The 23584-nt window shown below is 67.1% G+C and carries 26 protein-coding genes and 3 pseudogenes; 16 read left to right on the forward strand and 13 right to left on the reverse strand.

The genetic code is table 11. From position 1 onward, the window contains the following. The 3 genes and pseudogenes from WBB14_RS22145 to WBB14_RS22155 all read left to right on the forward strand — a co-directional run. Window positions 1-218, forward strand: a pseudogene (locus tag WBB14_RS22145) (MlaD family protein); the annotation flags it as partial. Continuing rightward, on the forward strand, window positions 218-817 hold the full coding sequence (locus WBB14_RS22150) for an ABC-type transport auxiliary lipoprotein family protein (protein WP_424241762.1): 600 nt from the start codon (window positions 218-220) through the stop codon (window positions 815-817). The pseudogene WBB14_RS22145 and the gene WBB14_RS22150, both read left to right, overlap by 1 nt. Before the next feature lie 33 nt (window positions 818-850). Continuing rightward, window positions 851-1504, forward strand: coding sequence for an alpha/beta hydrolase (locus WBB14_RS22155; RefSeq protein ID WP_424241741.1), 654 nt, complete (start codon window positions 851-853; stop codon window positions 1502-1504). 40 nt (window positions 1505-1544) lie between these two features. Here WBB14_RS22155 and WBB14_RS22160 read toward each other — a convergent pair whose 3' ends face one another. Then, a complete protein-coding gene (locus tag WBB14_RS22160) occupies window positions 1545-2186 on the reverse strand; it encodes an HD domain-containing protein (RefSeq protein WP_424241742.1) in 642 nt (213 codons plus the stop codon). A 133-nt stretch (window positions 2187-2319) separates the two neighbouring features. On the opposite strand from WBB14_RS22160, the gene WBB14_RS22165 reads away from it, so the two are divergent. The 6 genes from WBB14_RS22165 (at window position 2320) to WBB14_RS22190 (ending at window position 7516) form a co-directional block, all read left to right on the forward strand. Further along, on the forward strand, window positions 2320-3285 hold the full coding sequence (locus WBB14_RS22165; RefSeq protein WP_424241743.1) for a GlxA family transcriptional regulator: 966 nt from the start codon (window positions 2320-2322) through the stop codon (window positions 3283-3285). Window positions 3286-3440: 155 nt separating this feature from the next. Further along, window positions 3441-4706 (forward strand): D-alanyl-D-alanine carboxypeptidase family protein, encoded by a 1266-nt coding sequence (locus tag WBB14_RS22170; RefSeq protein WP_424241744.1) that lies wholly within the window; start codon window positions 3441-3443, stop codon window positions 4704-4706. Window positions 4707-4835: 129 nt separating this feature from the next. After that, window positions 4836-5702, forward strand: coding sequence for a D-amino acid aminotransferase (locus WBB14_RS22175; protein ID WP_424241745.1), 867 nt, complete (start codon window positions 4836-4838; stop codon window positions 5700-5702). Between the two features lie 162 nt (window positions 5703-5864). Beyond that, window positions 5865-6140, forward strand: a complete 276-nt coding sequence (locus WBB14_RS22180) for a YbeD family protein (protein ID WP_424241746.1) — start codon at window positions 5865-5867, stop codon at window positions 6138-6140. Window positions 6141-6152: 12 nt separating this feature from the next. Continuing rightward, window positions 6153-6791: a lipoyl(octanoyl) transferase LipB gene (gene lipB / locus WBB14_RS22185; RefSeq protein ID WP_424241747.1), complete on the forward strand. Its 639-nt coding sequence runs from the start codon at window positions 6153-6155 to the stop codon at window positions 6789-6791. Next, window positions 6788-7516, forward strand: coding sequence for a tetratricopeptide repeat protein (locus WBB14_RS22190; protein ID WP_424241748.1), 729 nt, complete (start codon window positions 6788-6790; stop codon window positions 7514-7516). The genes lipB and WBB14_RS22190 overlap by 4 nt, the downstream gene beginning before the upstream one ends. A 56-nt stretch (window positions 7517-7572) precedes the next feature. Here WBB14_RS22190 and WBB14_RS22195 read toward each other — a convergent pair whose 3' ends face one another. After that, window positions 7573-8385, reverse strand: coding sequence for a LacI family DNA-binding transcriptional regulator (locus tag WBB14_RS22195; protein ID WP_424241749.1), 813 nt, complete (start codon window positions 8383-8385; stop codon window positions 7573-7575). Window positions 8386-8555: 170 nt separating this feature from the next. Here WBB14_RS22195 and lipA point away from each other — a divergent pair, with 170 nt between their 5' ends. Further along, on the forward strand, window positions 8556-9560 hold the full coding sequence (lipA, locus tag WBB14_RS22200) for a lipoyl synthase (protein ID WP_424241750.1): 1005 nt from the start codon (window positions 8556-8558) through the stop codon (window positions 9558-9560). Between the two features lies 1 nt (window position 9561). Here the strand turns inward: lipA and rfbC are convergent, their stop codons facing one another. From rfbC to WBB14_RS22215, 3 genes are all read right to left on the reverse strand, one after another. Next, window positions 9562-10104: a dTDP-4-dehydrorhamnose 3,5-epimerase gene (gene rfbC, locus WBB14_RS22205; RefSeq protein ID WP_424241751.1), complete on the reverse strand. Its 543-nt coding sequence runs from the start codon at window positions 10102-10104 to the stop codon at window positions 9562-9564. Then, window positions 10104-11003, reverse strand: a complete 900-nt coding sequence (rfbD, locus tag WBB14_RS22210) for a dTDP-4-dehydrorhamnose reductase (RefSeq protein WP_424241752.1) — start codon at window positions 11001-11003, stop codon at window positions 10104-10106. Before rfbD ends, rfbC begins: the two co-directional genes overlap by 1 nt. Window positions 11004-11069: 66 nt before the next feature. After that, a complete protein-coding gene (locus WBB14_RS22215) occupies window positions 11070-11624 on the reverse strand; it encodes a cob(I)yrinic acid a,c-diamide adenosyltransferase (protein WP_424241753.1) in 555 nt (184 codons plus the stop codon). Window positions 11625-11835: 211 nt separating this feature from the next. On the opposite strand from WBB14_RS22215, the gene WBB14_RS22220 reads away from it, so the two are divergent. Then, entirely contained in the window at window positions 11836-12141 is a 306-nt protein-coding gene (locus tag WBB14_RS22220) for a copper-binding protein (RefSeq protein ID WP_424241754.1), read from the forward strand. Between the two features lie 155 nt (window positions 12142-12296). On the opposite strand, the gene hslU is transcribed toward WBB14_RS22220, so the two are convergent. The 5 genes from hslU to WBB14_RS22245 form a co-directional block, all read right to left on the reverse strand. Continuing rightward, entirely contained in the window at window positions 12297-13631 is a 1335-nt protein-coding gene (gene hslU / locus WBB14_RS22225) for an ATP-dependent protease ATPase subunit HslU (RefSeq protein ID WP_424241755.1), read from the reverse strand. 73 nt (window positions 13632-13704) lie between these two features. Next, window positions 13705-14244, reverse strand: a complete 540-nt coding sequence (gene hslV / locus WBB14_RS22230; RefSeq protein ID WP_006216412.1) for an ATP-dependent protease subunit HslV — start codon at window positions 14242-14244, stop codon at window positions 13705-13707. Between the two features lie 151 nt (window positions 14245-14395). Next, a complete protein-coding gene (gene dksA / locus WBB14_RS22235) occupies window positions 14396-14860 on the reverse strand; it encodes an RNA polymerase-binding protein DksA (RefSeq protein ID WP_006389752.1) in 465 nt (154 codons plus the stop codon). A gap of 126 nt (window positions 14861-14986) precedes the next feature. Continuing rightward, window positions 14987-16105 (reverse strand): CobW family GTP-binding protein, encoded by a 1119-nt coding sequence (locus WBB14_RS22240; RefSeq protein WP_424241756.1) that lies wholly within the window; start codon window positions 16103-16105, stop codon window positions 14987-14989. Between the two features lie 389 nt (window positions 16106-16494). Then, on the reverse strand, window positions 16495-17001 hold the full coding sequence (locus WBB14_RS22245; RefSeq protein ID WP_424241757.1) for a Fur family transcriptional regulator: 507 nt from the start codon (window positions 16999-17001) through the stop codon (window positions 16495-16497). Between the two features lie 331 nt (window positions 17002-17332). On the opposite strand from WBB14_RS22245, the gene WBB14_RS22250 reads away from it, so the two are divergent. The 5 genes and pseudogenes from WBB14_RS22250 (at window position 17333) to WBB14_RS22270 (ending at window position 21641) form a co-directional block, all read left to right on the forward strand. Beyond that, window positions 17333-18052: a metal ABC transporter ATP-binding protein gene (locus tag WBB14_RS22250; RefSeq protein WP_424241763.1), complete on the forward strand. Its 720-nt coding sequence runs from the start codon at window positions 17333-17335 to the stop codon at window positions 18050-18052. Next, window positions 18049-18915 (forward strand): metal ABC transporter permease, encoded by an 867-nt coding sequence (locus WBB14_RS22255; RefSeq protein WP_424241758.1) that lies wholly within the window; start codon window positions 18049-18051, stop codon window positions 18913-18915. Before WBB14_RS22250 ends, WBB14_RS22255 begins: the two co-directional genes overlap by 4 nt. A 22-nt stretch (window positions 18916-18937) precedes the next feature. Beyond that, entirely contained in the window at window positions 18938-19915 is a 978-nt protein-coding gene (locus tag WBB14_RS22260) for a metal ABC transporter substrate-binding protein (protein ID WP_424241759.1), read from the forward strand. Window positions 19916-19965: 50 nt separating this feature from the next. Further along, window positions 19966-20559 (forward strand): annotated as a pseudogene (locus tag WBB14_RS22265) (DUF1007 family protein). A gap of 17 nt (window positions 20560-20576) precedes the next feature. After that, the gene (locus WBB14_RS22270; RefSeq protein WP_424241764.1) at window positions 20577-21641 is read left to right on the forward strand and encodes a nickel/cobalt transporter; all 1065 of its coding nucleotides are present in this window, start codon (window positions 20577-20579) and stop codon (window positions 21639-21641) included. 58 nt (window positions 21642-21699) lie between these two features. Here the strand turns inward: WBB14_RS22270 and xerC are convergent, their stop codons facing one another. From xerC to WBB14_RS22285, 3 genes and pseudogenes are all read right to left on the reverse strand, one after another. After that, a complete protein-coding gene (gene xerC / locus WBB14_RS22275; RefSeq protein WP_424241760.1) occupies window positions 21700-22695 on the reverse strand; it encodes a tyrosine recombinase XerC in 996 nt (331 codons plus the stop codon). A gap of 18 nt (window positions 22696-22713) precedes the next feature. After that, window positions 22714-23391, reverse strand: a complete 678-nt coding sequence (locus tag WBB14_RS22280) for a DUF484 family protein (protein ID WP_424241761.1) — start codon at window positions 23389-23391, stop codon at window positions 22714-22716. Between the two features lie 3 nt (window positions 23392-23394). Further along, a pseudogene (locus WBB14_RS22285) lies at window positions 23395-23584 on the reverse strand (diaminopimelate epimerase); the annotation flags it as partial.

Consider the following 23584-nt stretch of genomic DNA (forward strand, 5'->3'; position numbering starts at 1 on the left):
GCCTCAACGACATCGCCCTGGCCGCCGCGCGGCTGGATGGCGAGACCCTGCCGGCGATCACCGGCATGGCTACCAATGTCAGCGCGGCCGCGCGCGGCGCCGCCGTTACCCTGCGCCGTGTCGACAGCACGCCGCAATCGTTCCTGTTCGGCCCGGCGCCCCGCGAGCCCGGGCCCGGCGAGGCCGGCTTTGCAGGCTTCGGGAGATCGCCCAAATGATGAAGATGCGTAGCGCCGTTCTTATCCTGACGCTGGCCCTGGCCGGTTGCGGCATCGGCCGCGTGGCCGCACCGCCCTCGGTGTTCGACCTGGGCCTGGACTCCCGGCCGGCGCCGGCCTTGCCCGCGCGCGAGACGATCGCGCTGGCCTTTCAGGCCGTGCCCAGCCTGTCCGATACGGGCGTGATCTGGCGCGTGGGCGACAGCGCCGCGCCCAAGGCCTATGCCAGCTACCGCTGGGCCTCGCCGCCGGCGGACCTGGTGCGTCAGCGCATTACGGACCGCTTGTCGCGGCAGGGGCCGGTACTGAACGAGCGCGTCACCCTCCAGACGCCGCAGCTGCAGGTGTCGCTGTCCCAGTTCGAGCAGGTATTCGCGGCCGACGGCCAATCGAGCGAAGGCCGCGTGCTGCTGCAGGCGGTATTGCTGAGCGGCCGCAGCGTGCTGGGCCAGACGCGCATCGAGGCGCGCGCGCCCGCACCCACGCAGGACGCGCAAGGCGGTGTCACGGCGTTGCGTCAGGCGACGGACGATGCCGCCGACCAATTGGCGCAGTGGCTGGTCACGACGCTGAAGCCCGCGTCCAGGCCGGGCGGTTAACATCGCTTTTTTTCCCGCATCCTGAGTCACGCCATGTCCGCACGCACTGAAACCCACGCCTTCACCGGAGCCGCCGGCCGTATCGACTGCGCCGTGGACTGGCCCGCGGGCAAGCCGCGTGGCTGGGCGCTGGTCCTGCACCCGCATCCGCTGCAGGGCGGCGCGCGCGAAAACAAGGTGGTCACGACCCTGTCGCGTGCCTGCGTGCAGCACGATTTGGTGGCGGTGCGGCCCAATTTCCGCGGGGTCGGGCAGTCCGAAGGCACGTTCGACAAATCCGTGGGCGAAACCCAGGACATGCTGGCGGTAGTGGCGCAGATGCGCGAACTGCATCCCGAACTGGCCCAGGCGCCATGGGTGCTGGCCGGCTTTTCGTTCGGCACCGCCGTGGCCGCGCAGACCTATGCCGCGCTGGCGGAGCAGGGCGACCCGGTGCTGCCGTCGGCCCTGATGCTGATGGGGCCGGCCGTGAACCGCTTCCAGTCGCACGAAGTGCAGGTGCCGGACGACACGCTGATGGTGCACGGCGAGGAAGACGAGGTTGTTCCGCTGTCCGAGGCCATGGACTGGGCGCGCCCGCGTTCCATTCCCGTGGTGGTGGTGCCGGGCGCATCGCACTTCTTCCATGGCAAGTTGCTGGTGCTGCGCCAGCTGGTGCAGGCGCGGTTGAAGGTCGCGCTGGACTGAGCGGTCCAAGCCGCTGCCTGCGGCGCGGGCGCCAGCGGCTTCAGCCCGGCCAGCGCGAGCCGCGGATCACGCTGCAGAAGTTGCCAGGCTTGAAGGCCGGCTCCTGGTCGGCGATCACGTCGGCCTTGACGTTGCCGAACGTCGTCTGCGGCTTGTGCTTGATGCCGTCGTAGAAGGCCTGGATGATTTCTTCCTTGAAGCGCGGCCCGCGCGGATGCGCCGCCACCACGGCTTCGCGCTGGGCGTCGCCGTATTCGCCATAAGTCAGGCCGAGCACGTCCATTTCCACGCCCGCCGTCACCAGAGCGACGACCGGATGCATGAATTCGGGAATGCCGGGCGTCGTGTGCAGCGCAATCGCGGTCCACACCAGGTCGATGTCCTGCTGCGAAATTCCGCGGCTACTCAGGAAGTCGCGCGCCGCGTTGGCGCCGTCCACCTCGAAGCGGCAGCAGTCGCTGCTATGCCGATGCGTCAGGCCCATGTCGTGGAACATGCAGCCGCAATAGAGCAATTCCGGGTCGAACTTCAATCCGCGCCGCTTGCCGGCGAGCGCGCCGAAGTAGTAGACCCGGCTGGAATGGTGAAAGAGCAGCGGCGTGGCGGTGTCGCGCACCAGCTCCGTGATGTCGCGGGCGAGCTGGCTGTCGGGGATCTGAATGCCGTCGATGGCAGGGTTCATGGCGGGAGTTCTCGTAGGGGGGAAGGGGTTCAATGAATTCTCCCGCCGCACTAGAATGGCTTCAATCATCGTAATACGCCAGATTCCGCCAAAACATGCGATTTCCCGACACCTGGCGGCCAGGCCCCGCGCCATGACCAAGACCATTGCCATTCTTGCGTTGCCCGGCGTCCAGATGCTCGATGTCTCCGGGCCACTGGACGTGTTTGCCCAGGCCAATGCCGAACTCGGGCGCGAGCTGTACGCGCTGCGCGTGGTGGGCTACGAGGCCGGCCCCATCCGCTGTTCGTCCGGCACGCGTCTGCTGCCTGACCTGACAATGGGCGACCCGGTTCCGCGTCTGGATACCCTGCTGGTCGCCGGCACGCCGCAGGCTGCAGGCGCATTGCTCAGCAGTTCCGCCTTGCGTTGGCTGCGCGCGACGGCCAGGGGTGCGCGGCGTTATGGCTCCGTCTGCACCGGCGCGTTCATGCTGGCCGCGGCCGGGCTGCTGGATGGGCGGCGGGTGACGACCCATTGGAATGCGGCTGCGCAGCTGCGCCTGGCTTATCCCAAGGTGACCGTCGAAGAGGACGCCCTGCATGTGCGCGACGGCAAGGTGCGCACTTCCGCTGGCGTGACGGCCGGCCTGGACCTGGCGCTGTCGCTGGTCGAAGAGGACCTGGGCCGGGAAGTGGCGGCCAGCGTGGCTTCCCAGTTGGTGATGTTCTTCAAGCGGCCAGGCGGACAACTGCAGTTCAGCCGCAAGGGACAAGCCGGCCCGGTGGGGCGCTCGGCGCTGCAGGAGGTGCAGCGCTGGGTCGCCGGCAATCCCGGGCTGCCGTTGTCGGTGGAAGCGCTGGCCGAACATGCGGGCCTGAGCCCCAGGCATTTCGCGCGGCTGTTCCACGCCGAGGTCGGCGTCACGCCGGCGGCGTGGGTGGAGATGACGCGCATCGCCGCGGCCCGCGCGCTGCTGGAGGCGGGCGCCGCCACGCCCAAGCAGGTGGCCGCGCAATGCGGCTTTGCCAACGTCGACACCTTGCGTCGGGCCTTCGTCAAGCGCGTGGGCGTTTCCCCGGCCGCGTACCGCCGGCATCACGGCGTCAGTCCCGATTGATCCCTTGCCACGTCCCGAGGCCTGTAGGTTGCATCAAGTTGCATGTTTTAAATGCACGGGAACCCCGGGCGGGCCGGACGGGTCTGATCGACTGCCTATAATTGTCAGCCACTTGCCCCGCGCCGGCGGGCGTCATTACTGGACCCACGTTGCCGATGAAGAATTTGCCTTACTCCGCTCACTCCCCCGTTGTCTTCACCCGCCGCCTGTTGTCAGGCGCGGTGCTGTCAGCCATGCTGGCAGCTTCGATGCCGGTCTGGGCGCAGCAGGCTCCGGCCGCGGCGCCTGCCGCAGCTGCCGGCGCTGCGGCTCCGGCGCCGAATGCGTCGGCGGTGGTGCCGGTGGGCGACGTCTCGGCCGTGCCGGCCCCCACCATCGCAGCCAAGGCCTGGATCGTGATGGACGTGAACAGCGGACAGACCCTGGCCGCGTCCAACCCGGACATGAAGGTGGAGCCGGCCTCGCTGACCAAGATCATGACGGCCTACGTCGTGTTCAACGCGCTGGATGAAAAGCGCCTGACGCTGGAGCAGACCGTGCCGGTGTCCGAGCGCGCCTGGCGCACGGGCGGTTCGCGCATGTTCATCGAACCGCGCAAGCCGGTCACTGTCGACGAGTTGAACCAGGGCATGATCGTGCAGTCCGGCAATGACGCCTCCGTGGCCTTGGCCGAGGCCGTGGGCGGCAGCGAGGCCTCGTTCGCTTCGCTGATGAACCAGGAAGCCGAACGCCTGGGCATGCGCAACACCCACTTCATGAACGCGACGGGCCTGCCCGATCCGCAGCACATGACGTCCACGCGCGACCTGGCCATCCTGTCGTCGCACCTGATTACCGATCACCCGGACCACTTCCACTACTACAAGCAGAAGAGCTACACCTACAACAAGATCACCCAGCCCAACCGCAACCGCCTGCTGTGGGCCGACCCCTCGGTGGACGGCATGAAGACCGGCCACACCGATTCGGCCGGCTACTGCCTGGTGTCGACCGCGGTGCGCGGCGACCGCCGCATCCTGGTGGTCGTGGTGGGCACGGACAGCGAAGCCACGCGCGCCGAGGAAAGCCTGAAGCTGCTGAACTGGAGCTTCCAGAACTTCGACACCGTGAAACTGTTCGACAAGAGCCAGCCCGGCATCGATGCGCGCGTCTGGGAAGGCACGGCTGAAAGCGTCAAGCTGGGTCCGCCCAACCCTGTGTCGATCGCGGTGCCGCGCGGCAAGGCCGGCGATCTCAAGCCGGTGGCGCAGCGCACGGATCCGCTGATCGCTCCGTTGGCCAAGGGCCAGCAGGTCGGCACCCTGCAGTTCACGCTGGACGGCAAGGTGCTGCGCACCGAACCGCTAGTGGTGCAGGACGCGGTCGAACGCGCCGGCTTCTTCGGCCGCATGGTCGATACCGTCAAGCGCTGGTTCGACTAATCCTGCCGCGCCGCGGGCGCGGCCACGGGTGTAAGCTAGCAGCGGGCGTTTCGCATGAAACGCCCGTGCTCTATTCACGGGACGGACCGAACGGTTCGTCCCTCTCCATTTCATACTCAGGAGTGCCTCATGATTCCGGGCGTGCCGGGCGAAAGCCAGGTGTATCTCAACGGTGAGTTTCTGCGCGTGGACGAGGCCAAGGTCTCCGTCCTCGACCGCGGCTTCATTTTCGGTGACGGCATCTACGAAGTCGTCCCCGTGTACCAAGGCAATGCGTTCCGCATGGCCGAACACCTTAACCGCCTGGACCGCAGCCTGGCTGCCTTGCGGATTGCCCAGCCCTTCGACCGCGAAGGCTGGATCGACCTGATCCAGCAGCTGCTGGCGCGCACCAACCTGGAAACCTGCATCGTCTACCTGCAGGTGACGCGCGGCGTGGCCAAGCGCGACCACCAGTTCCCCTCGACCCCCGTCACGCCGACGGTCTTCGGCATGATCTCGGCCTGGTCGCCGCCGCCCGCCGCGCAGCGCGAGCGCGGGCTCACCGCCATCAGCATTCCGGACGAACGCTGGCTGCATTGCGAGATCAAGTCGGTTTCGCTGCTGGGCAACGTGCTGGCCAAGCAGCAGGCGGTCGATGCCGAGGTCGACGAAGTGGTGCAGTTCCGCGACGGCTACCTGACCGAAGGCTCGTCCACCAATATCTGGGTGGTGTCGGGCGGCAAGCTGCTGGCGCCGCCCAAGAACAACCTGATCCTGGAAGGCATCCGCTACGGCCTGATGGGCGAACTGGCCGCCGAGGCCGGCATTCCCTTCGAGTCGCGCCCCATCACGCGGCAAGAGGTGGAACAGGCCGACGAGCTGATGCTGTCGTCGGCCACCAAGGAAGTGCTGGCCATCGTGTCGCTGGACGGCAAGGCGGTCGGCTCGGGCAAACCTGGCCCCGTTTTTGCGCAATTGCGGGCGGGTTATGATGCCCGCATCGCCGCGCTTTAGGTCCGGCGTTACCGGGCGGCTCCTGCGGGGCCGCCCCGGCGGTCTTGCCGGCCGGCGGTTTGCCCCCATATAGATTGGATCTGGCCGCCCCGTGGCAGACACCCTCGGGTGCGAATATCGAGCAGTGGCCGCGCCCTGGGGGCAACACCTTATAGGCACATCATGCAACAGATCCCGCCCGAAGATTCCCTCATCGAATACCCCAGCGACTTTCCCATCAAGGTCATGGGCAAGCAGCATCCTGAATTCGCGCAGACGCTGACCGAGGTCGTGTTGCAGTTCGACCCCGAATTCGACGCCGCCACGGTGGAAATGCGGCCCAGCAAGGGCGGCAACTACATGGGCCTGACCTTCACGGTGCGCGCGACCTCGCGCGAGCAGCTGGACGCGCTCTACCGCGCCCTGCATGGCCATCCGATGGTGTCCATCGTTCTCTAGAGCAAGACGGTTGTGATCAAGTGGCTCGCGCGGCCGGCCGACTACCTGTCGGTCTGGCACGACATGCAGGCGTACACCAATCTGCGCGGCGCCGATACGCCTGACGAGATCTGGCTCTGTGAGCATGCGCCCGTTTACACCTTGGGCCAGGCCGGTTCGCCGCAGCACGTGCTCAACCCCGGAAACATCCCCATCGTCCACTGCGACCGCGGCGGGCAGGTGACCTACCATGGTCCCGGCCAAGTCATGGCCTACGCGCTGTTCGACCTGCGCCGCGCCGACATCTACGTCAAGGAATACGTCAATCTGCTGGAAGGCGCGGTCATCGACACGCTGGCCCAGATGGGCGTGGCCGACGCTTGCCGCAAGCCGGGCGCTCCGGGGGTCTACGTACCCGATCCGGACGGGAGCGAGCTCGCCAAGATTGCCGCGCTGGGCATCAAGATCCGCAACGGCCGGGCCTATCACGGCGTATCGCTGAACGTGCGGATGGACCTGGCGCCGTTCCTGGGGATCAATCCCTGTGGCTATGCGGGCCTGCGCAGCGTGGACATGGCGGCCTGTGGCGTGTACCGCGAGCCCACCGAGACAGGCGAGACGCTGGCCCGCAATCTGGCGCAGGCCTGGGACCGCGCAAGGAACAAGATATGAAGACCTATACCGCGGCCGACGTGGCCGCGACCACGCCCGAGGAACTGGCCCGCCTGCGCGAGCAGGGGCCAGCCGAGGACTACGCCGCCTGGATCCGCGCCGCGGCCGAACTGGGGCTGATCGAAGCCCAGACTATCTACGGCCAGATGCTGCTGGACGGGGCCGGCGTCGAACGCGATCAGGAACAGGGGCTGGCGTGGTTCAAGCGCGCCGCCCATGCCGATCATCCCATGGCCATCAACATGGTGGGCCGCTGCTATGAGAACGGCTGGGGCGTGGCGCGCGACGATACGGTCGCGGCCTACTGGTTCCGCCTGGCCGCCGACAAGGGCCTGGACTGGGGCATGTACAACTATGCCCACATGCTGCGCAGCGGCCGCGGCAGCGTGACGCAGAATTCCGCGGCGGCGCTGGCCCTCTATCAGAAAGCGGCGCAGGCCGGCCACGTGAAGTCCATCGGCGTGGTGGGCCGCTACTACGAGGCCGGCGACGTGGTCGAGCAGGACATGGACCGCGCCTTCGATTGCTACCAGCGCTGTGCCGAAGGCGGCGATTTCCGCGGCATGTTCCATCTGGGCCGCCTGCTCTTGCTGCGCGGCCGGAAAGAAGACGCTGTGCAGTGGCTGATCCAGGTCCCGGAGACGGCCACGCCCGCCTTCCTGCGGGAAGCCAACGACATGCTCCAGGCCAGCGGCTTTCCGCCGCTGTACGAAGGTATTTCCTAACCAGAGCGCGGCTGGCGCGGCCACAGGGTTTGGCTGCCGACCAGGCGCGATGCGCCCTAGGTGCTGAGCCGTTCTTCGAACACCACGTCGACGATTTCCCGTTCGCCGGTGCCGCGTTCGCCTTCCAGGCGGTCCAGCAGCAGCTGGGCGGCGCGCTGGCCCAGGGTCGCGGCGTCGGCGCCCAGCGTGGTCAATCCCTGGGCCCATTGCGCGGCGCTGCCGTCGTCTGAATAGCCCAGCACCGCCAGGTCCTGCGGCACCTGCAGGTCGCGGTTGTGGGCTTCGGATACCGCGGCGGCGGCCAGCAGGTCCGTGGTACAGAACACCGCATCGAAAATCGTATTGGTGGCCAGCAGTCGCAGGAAGGCCATGCGGCCGTCGTTCATGTGCTGCACCTCGGGCTGCACGATGTCCGCCACCAGTTCCAGCCCGAGCGCGGCCGCGCTGCTGATGAAGCCTTCGCGCCGGGCCCGTTCCCAGGGGTTGTCTGCGCTGATGCAGGCGACCCGTGCATGGCGCTTGGCGGCCAGATGCCGCGCCCCCATGCGGCCGGCTTCCACGTTGTCGACCACGACAGCGCCGTCCAGCGGCTGGGCGGACGCGCTCCAGGTTTCCACCACGGGGATCTCCAGCGCGGCGAGCGAGGCCCGCAGGGCGGGATCGTCCACAGGGCCGATGACCAGCGCCGCGGCGGGACGCAGGTAGCCGAGCAGCGGCAGGGCCTGGCTGTCCTGCCAGGGACCAGCGGCCAGGTAATAGCCGGCGGGCAAGAGCCGTTCGGCGCAGGCCTGGATGGCTCGGGCGGCGGGTCCCCCGTCCAGGCGGGGGGCGATCAGGGCGATAGGGCGGGGCGGGGGCAGGGAAGACATGGGTAAAAGCGGCGGATTCGTCAGGCGTGACGATAACCCAGGCCGGCCCGGGTCGAGGACGCCCGCCTGGGGGGGGCGGGCTCTCGGTCGGCGGATCCTGGCGGCGGAGGGTAAAATGCCGTTTTTGTCTCAGACCCGGCGCGCCCGCGCACCGGGCATGAAGGTGCCCCATGTCTACGCTTGTCGAGTCTCCTGTTCCCTCGAACGAATCCGCCGCCGCGCCCGTGGAAGCGGTCTACGATCCGACGCAAAAGCAGAAATCGCAGGCCAAGACCGCGCGCATCCCCATCAAGATCGTACCGGCCGAGCGCCTGAAGAAGCCTGAATGGATCCGCGTGAAGGCCGCCGCGCCCGGCTCGCGTTTCTACGACATCAAGCGCATCCTGCGCGAGCACAACCTGCACACGGTGTGCGAGGAAGCGTCCTGCCCGAACATCGGCGAATGCTTCGGCAAGGGCACCGCCACCTTCATGATCATGGGCGACAAGTGCACCCGCCGCTGCCCCTTCTGTGATGTGGGCCACGGCCGCCCGGATCCGCTGGACACCAACGAACCCGTCAACCTGGCGCGCACCATCGCCGCCATGAAGCTGTCCTATGTCGTGATCACCTCGGTGGACCGCGACGACCTGCGCGATGGCGGCGCCGGCCACTTCGTGGATTGCATCACGCACATCCGCGAACTGTCGCCCGCCACCCGCATCGAGGTGCTGGTGCCCGACTTCCGCGGCCGCCTGGACCGCGCGCTGACCATCCTGAACGCCGGCCCTCCGGACGTCATGAACCACAACCTGGAAACCGTGCCGCGCCTGTACAAGCAGGCGCGCCCGGGCTCGGACTACATGCACTCGCTGAAGCTGCTGGCCGAGTTCAAGAAGCTGCACCCCGAAGTCCCCACCAAGTCCGGCCTGATGCTGGGCCTGGGCGAGACCGACGAGGAAATCCTGCAGGTGATGCGCGACATGCGCGAGCACAACGTGGACATGCTGACCATCGGCCAGTACCTGCAGCCTTCGGAACACCATCTGCCGGTGCTGCGCTACGTGCATCCGGACACCTTCGCCATGTTCGAGCGCGAGGCCTATGCCATGGGCTTCTCGCACGCGGCGGTGGGCGCCATGGTGCGTTCCTCGTACCACGCCGACGAGCAGGCGCACGCGGCCGGCGTGAACTGATTCAGCAGGCCGGCGCGCCGACGAACGGCGCGCCGTTGCGGTCCTTCTCGGACAACAAGGGCGCTTGCAGGCAGGGCCAGGCGATCGCCAGTTGCGGATCGTCCCAGCGTATGCAGCGCTCATGCTGCGGGGCGTAGTAGTCCGTGGTCTTGTACAGGACCTCGGCAAATTCGGACAGCGTCAGGAAGCCGTGGGCGAAGCCTTCCGGGATCCACACCTGGCGCTTGTTCTCCGCGCTGAGCAGGGTGCCTACCCACTTCCCGTAAGTCGGCGAGCCCTGCCGCAGATCCACCGCCACGTCAAAAATCTCGCCCATGCACACGCGCATGAGCTTGCCTTGGGGCTGTTCGATCTGATAATGCAGCCCGCGCAAGACGCCTTGGGCTGAGCGTGAATGGTTGTCCTGCACGAAGTTGCGCCGCAGCCCCGTTGCCGCCTCGAACACGGCCTGGTTGAAACTCTCGAAGAAAAAGCCGCGCTCGTCGCCCAGTACCCTGGGTTCCAGGAGCAAGACGTCGGGAATGGCGAGTGGAGTGGCTTTCATCAAAATGCGGGCTTGCCGGTTTGGCTGAGTTGATCCAGGGTGCGATCCACCTGTTCGGTCCATGATGGCATACGCAGTTGCAGCGCGTGCGACAGTTTGGCTGTATCCAGCGTGGAATTGCTTGGCCGCTGCGCGGCTGCGGGATAGTCCCGCGCCGCGATCGCATGGATCTGTTCCGGGGCCAACGTCAGGCTGGCGCCGCGCGCGGCGGCTCCGGCAACGATGTATCTTGCATAGGCATGCCAGTTGGTCGAACCCGCAGCGGCCAGGTGATAGGTCCCGGCGGGCAACCGCCCCGCGCAATGTTGCCGGATCGCCAAGGCGGTAACGTCGGCGACAAATTCGGCCGATGTGGGCGTGCCGTGCTGGTCGGACACCACGTCCAGGCGTTGGCGCTCCAGCGCCAGGCGCAGCATGGTGTTCAGGAAATTCTTGCCATGCCGCGAATGGACCCAGCCGATCCTGAACACCAGCGCATCGCAAGCCGCGGCCTGGATGGCCTGCTCGCCCGCGAGTTTGGTGCTGCCGTACACGTTCAGCGGGTTGGGCCTGTCGGTTTCCGAGTAGGCCCGCTGTTGGGCGCCGTCGAACACATAGTCGGTCGAATAATGGACCAGCAGGGCGCGGGCGGCCCGGGCATGGCGGGCCAGCGTGGCAACCGCCAGGGCGTTGACCTGGGTGGCGGTTTCCCGGTCGCTTTCGGCAGCATCCACCGCGGTATAGGCGGCCGCGTTCACGATCGCATCGGGCCGGCAGGACGACAGGACCGCGAGCAGTGCATCCTGGTCGCGCAGATCCGCGCCGTCGCGCCCCAGCGCCACGACCTCTCCGAGGGGGAGCAGGGCGCGGCACAGTTCCCGGCCGACCTGGCCGTCCTTGCCCAGCAATAAGATCTTCACGCGGCCCTTGCCAAATTCCGTACTGTTCTTTGGCCCGGCCGCGCAAGGCGCGTCCTGGCCGCGAGACTACTTGCGCGCCTGGGCGCCCGCCCAGAACGTGTCTTTCTGTCCCGCATGCTGGTTTATACAACGCGCCAGCACGAACATCAGGTCCGACAGCCGGTTCAGGTACTGCCGCACCGGCGGGTTCACCGTGTCGGCCTTCGCCAGCGCCACCACGGCCCGCTCGGCGCGGCGGCAGACCGTGCGCGCCACGTGCGCCTGGGCTGAGCCGCGCGAGCCACCGGGCAGGATGAATTCGCGCAAGGGCGGCAGCGTCGCGTTGTAGTGGGCCAGGCGCGTGTCCAGGCGGGCGATGTGTTCGTCCGTCAGGGCGGTATGGCCGGGGATGCAGAGTTCCGCGCCCATGTCGAAGAGGTCATGCTGGATGGCCAGCAGGTCGGCGCTTATCTCGGCGGGCAGATCCTCGGTCAGCAGCACGCCGATCACGCTGTTCAATTCGTCGACGTCGCCCAGCGCCGCGATGCGCGGGGCGTCCTTCGGGGTGCGAGATCCGTCCCCAAGACCCGTGGTGCCGTCGTCCCCCGTGCGGGTGGCGATGACGGATAAGCGGTTGGCCATGGGAACTCCTGAAATGAGTGACGAAAGGTAGGGGTTTTGCGTCCAGCCATGAATGGCGGCGGCGCGGCCCGCGTGTGCCGCAATCAACTGTCAGAATTGTTGCGTGACAGCGGGGGAACTGTTGCACAAGGGCGGTATCCTAGCACTATGGGAAAGCAGGGACGGCGGCCACGCCGGGTCCGTGCTACCCCGGCAATCGGAGGATATCTGCATGATTTTTGACCGCAAGTATGCAATGCCCATGGCCGCAGCCGCGGCGGTGGCTGTCGTTACGCTGGCCGCGCCGCTGGCGTTTGCGCAGCAGGCCGACGCCAGCGGCGAAGTGCGGCGGGTGGATCCGGCCGCCGGCAAGGTCACGATCAAGCACGACGCCATCAAGCAGCTGGATCTGCCTGCCATGACGCTGGTCTATGAAGCCGATCCGGCCCTGCTGGCCAACATCAAGGCGGGCGACAAGGTGCGCTTCACCGCGGTCCGCAAGGACGGCAAGTACATCGTGACCGCGATTACCAACTAGCCGGTCTGCCAGACCGGGTACGCAAGCGCCCGCGTCAGGGGGGATTGCAGCCTCCAGGGCGCTCTTGCCTTGGGGCGATCCGGCCGCAAAAAAACGCCGTCCGTAGCGCTAAGGCTGCGGACGGCGTTTTGCCGGGGGCGCAGGGCGCCCGCGGTTTACAGCACGTAGCGCGCCAAGTCCTGGCTGCTGGCGGCTTCCGCCAACTGCGCGTTGACGTAGGCGGCGTCGATCTTCACGTTTTTGTCGCTGCTGGCGGTGGCGTCGAAGGACAGCTCGTCCAGCAGCTTCTCCATCACCGTGTAGAGGCGTCGGGCGCCGATGTTCTCGGTGGTTTCGTTGACCTCGAAGGCCAGCTCCGCCAGGCGGCGCACGCCTTCTTCCGTGAACTCCAGCTGCAGGTCTTCGGTGGCCATCAGCGCCGTGTATTGCTTGGTCAGCGACGCGTCGGTGTCGGACAGGATGCGCACGAAGTCCTCGGCGGTCAGTGATTCCAGTTCGACGCGGATCGGGAAGCGGCCCTGCAATTCAGGGATCAGGTCCGAGGGGCGCGACAGGTGAAACGCGCCGGACGCGATGAACAGGATGTGGTCGGTGCGAACCATGCCGTAGCGGGTGTTGACGGTGGTGCCTTCGACCAGCGGCAGCAGGTCGCGCTGCACGCCCTGGCGCGACACGTCCGCGCCGCCGGATTCCTGGCGGGCCGCGATCTTGTCGATTTCGTCCAGGAAGACGATGCCGTTCTGCTCGACGTTGTTGATCGCCACGGTGCGCAGATCTTCTTCGTTGACGCGCTTGGCCGCTTCTTCGTCGACGATCAGCTTGAAGGCTTCGCGCACCTTCATCTTCTTGGGTTTTTTCTTGTCGCGGGCCATGCCGGCGAACATGCCGCGCAGCTGCTCGGCCATTTCTTCCATGCCGGGGGGCGTCATGACGTCCATCTGCGGCGCGGCCTGGGCGACTTCGATCTCGATTTCGAGGTCGTCGATCTTGCCTTCGCGCAGGCGCTTGCGGAAGGTCTGGCGGGCGCTATTGTCCTCGCCGCGTTCCGGTTCGCCGGAGGCGCCGCGCGCGGGCGGCACCAGGGCGTCCAGGATGCGGTCTTCGGCGGCGTCTTCCGCCTGGGTGCGCACACGGCGCATTTCCAATTCGCGCGTCTGCTTGATCGAGTATTCGGTCAGGTCGCGGATGATGGTGTCGACGTCGCGGCCCACATAGCCCACTTCGGTGAACTTGGTGGCTTCGATCTTGATGAAGGGCGCGTTGGCCAGCTTGGCCAGGCGGCGCGCGATCTCGGTCTTGCCCACGCCGGTGGGGCCGATCATGAGGATGTTCTTGGGGTGGATTTCGTGGCGCAGGGGTTCGGCGACCTGCTGGCGGCGCCAGCGGTTGCGCAACGCGACGGCCACGGCGCGCTTGGCGCGGTTCTGGCCGACGATGTACTTGTCGAGTTCGGAGACGATCTCTCCGGGCGTCATGTTGGATGCGGACATGAGGGCGGATCCTTGGAGCTAGGGCGGGCTGGGGTGGCGGCCGCGGCGCGCCGGGCGCGCCGCGTGGCGGGCGTCAGTCGCCCAGCGTTTCGATGACGTGGTTCTGGTTGGTGTAGATGCAGAGGTCGCCGGCGATTTCCAGCGATTGCTTGACGACGGCCTCGGGCGACAGCTCGGTGTTGCGCAGCAGCGCCAGCGCGGCCGATTGGGCATAGGCGCCGCCGGAGCCGATCGCTGCCAGGCCGTGTTCCGGTTCCAGCACGTCGCCGTTGCCGGTCAGCACCAGCGTGTGCTCGGTGTCGGCCACGATCAGCATGGCCTCGAGGCGGCGCAGCACGCGGTCGGTGCGCCAGTCGCGGGTCAGTTCGACCGCCGCGCGCATCAGGTTGCCCTGGTGCTTTTCGAGCTTGGCTTCGAAGCGTTCCTGCAGCGTGAACGCGTCGGCGGTGGCGCCGGCAAAGCCGGCCAGGATCTTGTCGTGGTACAGGCGGCGAATCTTGCGGGCCGTGCCCTTGACGACGATATTGCCCAGTGTGACCTGGCCATCGCCGCCCAGTGCGACGCGGTTGCCGCGGCGCACGCACACGATGGTGGTGGCGTGAAATTGTTCCATGCGTTCCTTCCTATGAAGGGATTAGCTGGGGGCGACTCAGAAGAAATCAAGGCTGGATATGTACGTCCCTTTTTGGACGCGGGCCAAAGAAAAAAGGCCATGCTGGAAACCAGCATAGCCTTTCAGCGTATGGCCGTGAATACGGGACGGATCAGTCGCCGTAGAGCTTCTGGCGCATCTCGCGGCGTTCCTGCGCTTCGAGCGACAGGGTGGCCGTGGGACGGGCCAGCAGGCGCGGGATGCCGATGGGTTCACCGGTTTCCTCACACCAGCCGTATTCGCCGCTGTCGATGCGGGCGATGGACTGTTGCACCTTCTTCAGCAGCTTGCGCTCGCGGTCGCGGGTGCGCAGCTCCAGGGCGTGTTCTTCCTCGATCGTGGCGCGGTCGGCGGGATCGGGCACGAACTGCGTTTCACGCAGGTGCTCGGTGGTTTCGCCGGCGTTGGCCAGGATGTCTTGCTCGAGTTGTTTGAGCCGTTCCTTGAAGAACGCCAGCTGGCGTTCGTTCATATAGTCGGACTCGGGCATGGCCAGCAATTCCTTCTCGCTGGGCAGATCAATCGCCGTATCGCTCGTCGACTTGCTTGATTTCTTGGTTGCTGCCTTGGTAGCCATGAAAACACTCCACTATGAATCGATCCTGGCGCGGGCGTCCATTCCCGGTCCGTATTACTTGTTGCCTACGCTATTCGTACCTCACAGTACTGCCTTCGTCGCATCACGTCACGTCAGGAAGGGGGATTACCCCGCCAGGCACTGCTCCAAGCCCCGGGTGAAAATCTCCTGGGGCAGCTTACGACCGATGAAAACCATCTTGGTGGACGGTTTTTCGGCTGCGGTCCACGGCTTGCCGGGTTCGGCGCCCATCATCATGTGCACACCCTGGAACAACATGCGGCGGTTGATGCCCTTCATGTACAGGATGCCCTTGTAGCGCATCAGGTCGGGACCATAGACCTGCACCACGCCGCCCAGGAATTCCTCAAGGCGCGCGGGATCGAACGGCTTGTTGGAACGGAACACGAACGCGCCGATTTCGTCGTCGTGCTGGTGATGGTGATGATGGTGGGCATGATTGCAATGCGCCCCGCAGTCGCCTTCGTGATCATGGTCATGATCGTGGTCGTGCCCATGGCCGTGATCGTGGTCATGGCCATGATCATGGGCGGCGTCGGGGTGCTCAGCGGCCAGGAATTCCGGGTCGATGTCCAGAATGGAATTCAGGTTGAAGCCGCTGATGTCGATGATGGACTTCAGGTCGACTTCGCCGAAGTTGACCGGCGTGATCGGCGCGCGCGGGTTCATGTGAACCAGGCGGTGGCGCAGCGCTTCGTAGTCGACTTCGTTGACCAGGTCCCGCTTCGAGATCAGGATGCGGTCGGCGAAACCGACCTGCTTCTGGGCCTCGGGTTGGGCGTCGAGGGTGGCCATGCCGTGCTTGGCGTCGACCACGGTCACTACCGCGTCCAGGCGGTAGTACTCGGCAATGTCGTCATCCATGAAGAACGTCTGGCAGACGGGGCCGGGGTTGGCCATGCCGGTCGTTTCGAGGATGACGCGTTCGAAATTCAGTTCGCCGGCTTCGCGCTTGGCGCGCAGCTCGGACAGGGTGCGCATCAGGTCGCCGCGCACCGTGCAGCAAACGCAGCCGTTGGACAGTTCGATGATCTCTTCGTTGCTGTCCTGCACCAGCAGGTCGTTGTCGATGCTTTCCGGCCCGAACTCGTTTTCGATGACCGCGACGCGGCGGCCATGGTATTCGGTCAGGATGCGTTTGAGCAGGGTGGTCTTGCCCGCACCGAGAAAGCCGGTGAGGATGGTGACGGGAACCATTTTGTCCAAACTGCGCGGGGTGTTCATGGCGAAGCTGCTAGCGTGAAGTCAAGGCGTTAAACAGGAACTCTCGGCGGGGATCGCGCCCCTGTTTTGCAACGCCGTCTTGCGACGCTTCAAGGGGGTTTCCCAGTCTTTGCCGGAGGGTGTTTGCCGCAGGCTGCATGGGCCGCCTGCAGCGGCCGGACGCAGGATTACAGCACAGTCAGGGGCAGGGGGCAAACCCAGGGTCAACCCTGGGGCCGTAGCCATCCAGATGGCGTCCGTACGCCGTCAAGTATCGGGCGATACCACTATTTGGGGGCGGTTTGCCGGATTTCAAGAGCGCGATGCGCGCATCTGGATGAAGGACCCTGCCGCGGGCTTGCGACCGATGGCCGAGAGCCGAGGGCAGGCCGGCTCGCCGGCACTAATGCTTAATGATGGTGGTGGCCGTGGCTGGCATCCGCAGCGGGCTGCTTCTGCTGGCACTGGGGGCACAGCGCGCGGATTTCGGTTTCGTGCGTGGCCAGGGCATAGCCGGTCTGGGCGACGCGCTCGGCCAGTTGGCGGCTCATGGCGGGGTCGGACACTTCCGCGACCGCGCCACAGCCGGTACAGACGACCAGAAGGTCATGGGGCGCGCCGCCCGCGTCGTGGCAGGCGCTCCAGGCGTTGACTGCGTCCAGGCGGTGGATCAGGCCTTCGTCCATCAGGAAATCCAGGGCGCGGTACACGGTCGGAGGCGCGGCGCCCGGATGCACGGCGCGCATGGCTTCCAGCAATTCATAGGCCTTCAGGCTGCGGCCGTGACGCAGCAGCAGTTCCAGCACCTTGCGGCGGATGGGTGTGAGGCGGCGTCCGCGCTGCTCGCACAGCGCTTCGGCGACGCTGAGCTGGGCGCCGACGGTATCGCTGCGAGGGGTGCGGGCGGGTGCGGACATGGCTGGCTTTATCTCTATGGAAAACGCGCGCGATGCGCGCGAGATGCCTGGAAGGTAGCAGAAAACATCCAGATGCGGGCGAGCGCCTCGGAATCAAGCTTTTTAGTTATGATATAACATAATAAAACTTGGCCGCAGTCCCTATCCGTCTCCGCATTCTTTCCATGTCCCATTTCACGCTTTTGCCCCGGGAGCCCGAAACGGCGCTTCGGCAAAACCTCCCCCCGCGTTCCGCCTTCCTCGTTTCCTCTTGGCGCCGCATGGCCATCGCCCTGGCCGCTGCAGCCGCCCTGTGGGCCCTGACCGGCTGGGCGCTGGACTGGTGGCCGCGATGAACGCGCCGGTCACTATCGAACTGGCCGACGCTTCCTTCGGCTGGCATGGGCACGCGGCGCTCAAATCGGTGTCGGGGCGTTTCGCCGCCGGCGGTATGACTGCCGTGGTGGGGCCGAATGGCGCCGGCAAGTCCACCCTGATCAAAGGCATCATGGGCGTGCTGCGTCCGATGGCCGGCAGCGTGCGGATCAGCGGCGCGGGCCGGTCGGAATTGGCCTGGCTGCCCCAGGCCGCCGAGCTCGACCGTTCGTTTCCGGTGTCGGTGCTGGATCTGGTGGCCATGGGGGCCTGGCGGCGCGTGGGCGGATGGCGCCGGTATGCGAACGACGAGCTGGACCGTTGCATGGACGCGCTGGAAACCGTGGGCATGGCCGGCGCCGCCGGACGCGGCGTCGATGCGCTGTCGGGCGGACAGATGCAACGCGCGCTGTTTGCGCGGATGCTGGTGCAGGATACGCCGGTGCTGTTGCTGGACGAACCCTTCGCCGCGGTGGACAGCCACACGGCGGACGACCTGATGGCCTTGCTTTGCGGCCTGCACGGCCAGGGCCGCACCGTGATCGCGGTGCTGCACGACCTGGACCTGGTGCGCGACCATTTCCCTGAATGCCTGTTGTTGTCTGGTTCGGTCGTGGCCTGGGGCGACACCGATCATGCCCTGGACGACGCGCACCTGAAACGGGCGCGGCAATGGCACGCGGAGAGCCGCACATGAGCCTGGCGCAATGGGTGCTGTCGCCCTTCCTGGACTATGGCTTCATGCGGCGCGCGCTGGCCGGCGCCTGCGCCCTGTCGTTGGGCGCCGCGCCGCTGGGCGTATTCCTGGTGCTGCGGCGCATGAGCCTGATGGGCGATGCCATGTCGCACGCCATCCTGCCCGGGGTGGCGGCGGGCTTTCTGCTGGCCGGTCTGTCGCTGGGCGCAATGATGCTGGGCGGCATCGCCACGGGACTGGCCGTGGCCCTGCTGGCGGGACTGGTGGCGCGCCTCACGCCGCTGCGCGAAGACGCCAGCTTCGCGGCGTTCTACCTGATATCGCTGGGGCTGGGCGTGCTGCTGGTGTCGCTGCGCGGCTCCAACATGGATCTGCTGCACGTGCTGTTCGGCACGGTGTTGGGCCTGGACGACGCGGCGTTGCTGCTGGTCACCGCCACGGCCAGCGCGACCTTGCTGGCGCTGGCCGCGATCTACCGGCTGCTGGTGGCCGAATGCCTGGACCCGGGTTTCCTGCGCGCCAGCGGCGGCGCGGGGGGCTGGGTGCACATGGGCTTCCTGGTGCTGGTGGTGGTGAACCTGGTAGCGGGTTTCCAGGTGCTGGGCACGCTCATGGTGGTCGGCATCATGATGCTGCCCGCCGCCGCCGCGCGCTTCTGGGTCCGCTCGGCCGCTCGCCAGATTCCGCTGGCCGCGGGCCTGGGCGTGGCGGCCTCGGTGGCCGGCCTGCTCATTTCGTACCACTTCAACGTGCCGGCCTCGCCCGCCATCATCCTGGCGGCGGGCGCCTGCTATCTGTTTTCCATCGTGGGCGGCCCGCAAGGCGGGCTGCTGCCGGCGCGGCGCCGCATGCGCCGGGCCTGACTTATCCAAAAGGAGATACGCCATGCGTTTCCACTCCCTGGCGCGCCGCCGCGCGCTGCTGGCCATGGCAGGCCTGTGCCTGTCGACGCTGTTCGGAACCGCGCAGGCTGCCGAGCCGCTGAAGGTCGTCGCCAGCTTTTCCATCCTGGGCGATATCGTGCGGGAAGTGGGCGGAGACGACGTCAGCGTCGCCACGCTGGTGGGTCCGGACGGTGACGCGCACGAGTACGAGCCGACGCCGGGCGATGCCAAGAAGCTGGCCGCCGCGCGCGTGCTGTTCGTGAACGGCCTGGATTTCGAGACCTGGATGCCGCGTTTGGCCAAGGCTTCTGGCTTTGCCGGCGCCACGGTGGTCGCTTCGCAGGGCGTGAAGCCGCGCCAGTTCGCCGGCGAAGGCCATGATGATGGCAAGGATGAGCACGGCCATGACCACGACCACGGGCACGGCCATGAGCACGGCCATCATCATGGCGACGCCGATCCGCATGCGTGGCAGAACCTGGCCAACGGCGCCATCTATGCCCGCAACGTCGCGGAGGGGCTGGCAGCCGCGGATCCCGCGCGGGCGGATGCCTATCGTCAGCGCGCGCGGACCTATGCCGCGCGCCTGCAGGCGCTGGACGACCAGGTTCGCAAGACCTTCGCCACGATCCCGGCCGAGCGCCGCAAGATCGTGACCTCGCATGATGCCTTCGGCTATTTCGGCGACGCCTACGGCGTGGCGTTCATCCCCGCGATGGGCGTGTCCACGGATGCGGAGCCCGCAGCCGGCGAGGTGGCGCGCATCATTGAACAGGTCAAGCGCGAGCGTGTGCCGGCGGTGTTCGTCGAGAACATCAGCAGTCCCAAACTGGTCCAGCAGATTTCCCGCGAAACCGGCGCCAAGGTGGGTGGTACGCTTTATTCCGATGCCCTGTCCAAGCCCGGACAGCCCGGCGCCACCTACCTGGAAATGTTTGAATGGAACGCACGTCAGCTTGCCGCGGCCATGCAGCCCTGACCGCGGCAGCGATGCTGCTGGCGGCAGGCGCCGCCAGCGCGCACCCGCATATGTGGATCGATGCCCGCGCGGCGATCGATATCGATGGACAACAGCGCATCACGGCGGTGCGGCAGGTCTGACGGTTTGACGAGATGTTCGGCGCCTACGCCACGCAGGGACTGAAGCAGGGCAAGGACGGCTCGCTGTCGCCCGAGATTCTGCAGGGCATGGCGCGGGACTGGATGCAGGCCCTGGGCGAGCCGATTTCGCACTACTTCACGCGCGTCACCGTGGATGGCAAGACGGCGGCCTTCGCGGCCCCGCGCGATGCGCGCGTCGACTGGAATCCGAAGACGACGCGGCTGACGCTGTCCTTCACCTTGCCGCTGGCCACGCCGGTAGCGCCGGGCGCCGGCGGCGCGCAGGTGGATATCTACGATCCCACCTATTTCGTGGCCTACGCCTTCGATGAAAAGGGCGCGGTGTCGCTGGGCGGGCAGGACGCCCGCGCCTGCACGTCCGCCTACCGCAAGCCCAAGGAACTGGATTGGAAAACCATGCAGCAACTGGCCGCGATCCCGGCCGACCCGGAGGCCTTGCCGGACGAGCTTTTCGCCATCACCAAGGGGCTGACGCACCGCATCGAAGTGCGTTGCGAGTAGCGCTCGCGTTGCTGGCCGTGTTACTGCTGGGCGTGGCGGGTGCGGTCGCGGCGCAGGGCGCGCACCCCTTCGGCGTGCCAGAGAGTGGCGCGGGCATGGGCGGGCCGGGCTGGCTGGCCAGCTTCTTCGGCCAGGTGTCCGTGTGGCAAAGCCATTTCTACCGGCAACTGACGGGCGCGGTGCGCGCCTGGCAGGCGGACGGCGGCGCGGCCTGGGCCCTGATCGGGCTGTCCTTCGCCTACGGCGTGTTCCATGCGTTGGGGCCCGGGCATGGCAAGGCGGTGATCTCTTCCTATGTGCTGGCCAACCGCCAGACCGCGCGCAATGGCGCGCTGCTGGCGCTGGCGTCCGCACTGATCCAGGCGCTGGTGGCGATTGCGCTGGTGGCGGTGCTGGCGCTGATCTTCAACGCCACCGCCGCAACGATGAATCACGCGACGCGCTGGCTGGAACTAGGCTCCTATGCGCTGGTGACATTGCTGGGCGCGTGGCTGGTGTGGGTGAAGGCGATCCGTCCGCTGCTGCGGACCCGCGCGCGGCGCGCAACCGCGGCTGCCATGCACGAGCACGTCCTTGGGCACGGACACGACCATGAGCGCGGACACGACAGCAGCCAGGTGCGCGGTCACGGGCAGAGCCGGCAGCATGAATTGCAGCACGTCCATACTCACGCCCCGGTCCATCACCATCACGACGACGATTGCGGCTGCGGTCACGCGCATGTGCCCGCGCCGCAGCAGGTGTCGGGCCCGTTGAACTGGCGTCGCGCGGGAACGGCGATCCTGGCCGTGGGCTTGCGCCCCTGCAGCGGCGCGCTGATCGTCTTGGTGTTCGCCCTGGCGCAAGGCTTCTTCCTGGCCGGCGTGGCCTCGGCCTTGGCGATGGGCCTGGGCACCGGGTTGACGGTGGCGGCGCTGGCCTGCCTTGCGGTCGCGGCCGGCGGCGCGGCCACGCGCATCGGCAGCCGCTTGTCGGGTGCGGGCGCGGCGCGCTTGCGCTACGGGGTGGAAGCGCTGGCGGCGGTGGCGGTGCTGTTGCTGGGCGTGATGCTGCTGGGCGGTGTGATCGCGGGAGGCGGCTAGGGGCCGGTGCCGCAGGCTTGCTGCGCCGTCCACGCCTGACTCAGCAGGCCTGGGGCGTTCAGGATTTACGCCCGGCGCGCGGATGCGCCTGGTCGTAGGCGCGGGCCAGATGCTGGAAATCCAGCCGCGTGTAGATCTGGGTGGTGGAGATGTTGGCGTGGCCCAGCATTTCCTGCACGGCGCGCAGGTCCTGCGCGGACTGCAGCACATGGCTGGCGAAGCTGTGGCGCAGCACGTGCGGATGCACATGCGTGGGCACGCCGGCCTGCTGCGCGATGCGCGCCAGCTGCAACTGCACCACGCGCGGCGAGATGCGGCGTCCGCGCGCACCCAGGAACAGCGCGGCCGCATCCTCGGGCTGCGCGGTGAAGGGCGCCAACTGCGGCCGCACCGCGATCCATTTGCGCAGGGCCTCCAGGGCGGCCTGGCCCACGGGCACCGAGCGGCGCTTGCCGCCCTTGCCCAGCACGATGACCTCGGCCTCTTCCAGGCTCAGCCAGCCGCGCGACTCATAATTGCCGGACCGTTCGTAGCGCAGGTCCAGCCCGACCAGTTCAGACAATCGCAGGCCGCTGGAATAGAGCAGTTCGAGCATGGCCTGGTCGCGCAGCGCGGCGGGCTCGGTCGCGACTTGCGCCGGCGCGCGGTCCAGCAGGGCCTGGGTCTGTTCCACGGACAGGGCCTTGGGCAGGCCGCGCGGCGCCTTGGGCGCGCGCACGCCGGCGACAGGATTGCCGGCCAGTTCGATGGCCGGCGCCCACCACTGATAGAAACCGCGCCAGGCCGCCAGGGTGCGCGCCAGGCTGCGCGGCCCGCGGCCCTGGGCATGCAGGCGCGCCACGAACTGGCGGATGTGGCCGTTGCCCAGCTTGTCCAGCGGCAGCTTGGCGTGGCTGGCAAGCTCGCGCAGGAAATGCAGTTCACGGCGGTAGCCGTCCAGCGTGTGAGGTGAATAGCGCCGGTTGGTTTCCAGATGGCGCAGCCAGGCGCTCATTGCGTCGGGCAGGGGAGTTTCGGGCGGGGCCGTGTCTTGCGCTTGCGTGGCTTTCGGCATGGCGTCCGCCCGTCCCGGCTAGGCCTTGGGTGAGGCCGGATTCAGGCGATGCAGCGCCGCCGACGCCAGCTGGCTGATGGATTCCAGGAAGGTCGTGCCCATTTCGGGCGTGAACCGTTCGGCGTCGTCCGAGCCCAGCACCAGCAAGCCGACGGCGGGGCCGTCCGCTTCCAGGCGCAGCGGCACCAGCGCCAGCGATTTGGGCTTGGCGTCCAGCCAGCCGGCCGCTTCGAATTCGGTGTCGGTGCCGCAGTAGGGCGTCTTCAGGCTGTCGGTGAAGGCGCGCACGTCCTGGGTGACGGGTTCGCCGTAGCCGGTTGCCGGCAGCTCGGACAGGTCCCACAGGCGCAGCGCCACGTGGTTCAGTTCGAACTGTTCGGCCAGCCCCAAGGCGATCTCGCCCGGCACATGTTGCGCATCGCATTCGGACAGCAGGCGGCAGCACCACTTGGCCACGTGCGTGCCGATGCTTTCATTGGCGCTGGCGTTGCGTACCAGCTCGTTCAGGCGCCATTCGAGTTCGCGGTTGCGCTCGCGCAGGGTCAGGATCTGGCGCTCGCCCAGCGAAATGGCGCGCGAGCCGTGCGGATGCGGCACCTGCAGGGTCGAGAAGACGTCGGCGTGCTGGTCGAAGAAGTCGGGATTGTCTTGCAGGAAACCAGCGATGTCTTGGGCGGTAATGGCGGTATCGGTCATGGCTTATCGGTTCAGTCCCATGGAGAAGACGAGCTTGTCGATGTCGACCTGCCCCGTGAATACGGACTCGGCTGGGCCGGTCATGCGCAGTTGCTCGCCATTCCAGGCGACGGTCAGCACGCCGCCGCGCGTCTGCACGCGCACCGGGGAGTCCAGCAGGCCGCGGCGGATGCCGGCCGCGACGGCGGCGCAG

It is taken from the genome of Achromobacter sp. (assembly GCF_049647645.1).
GTDB lineage: Bacteria > Pseudomonadota > Gammaproteobacteria > Burkholderiales > Burkholderiaceae_B > Achromobacter.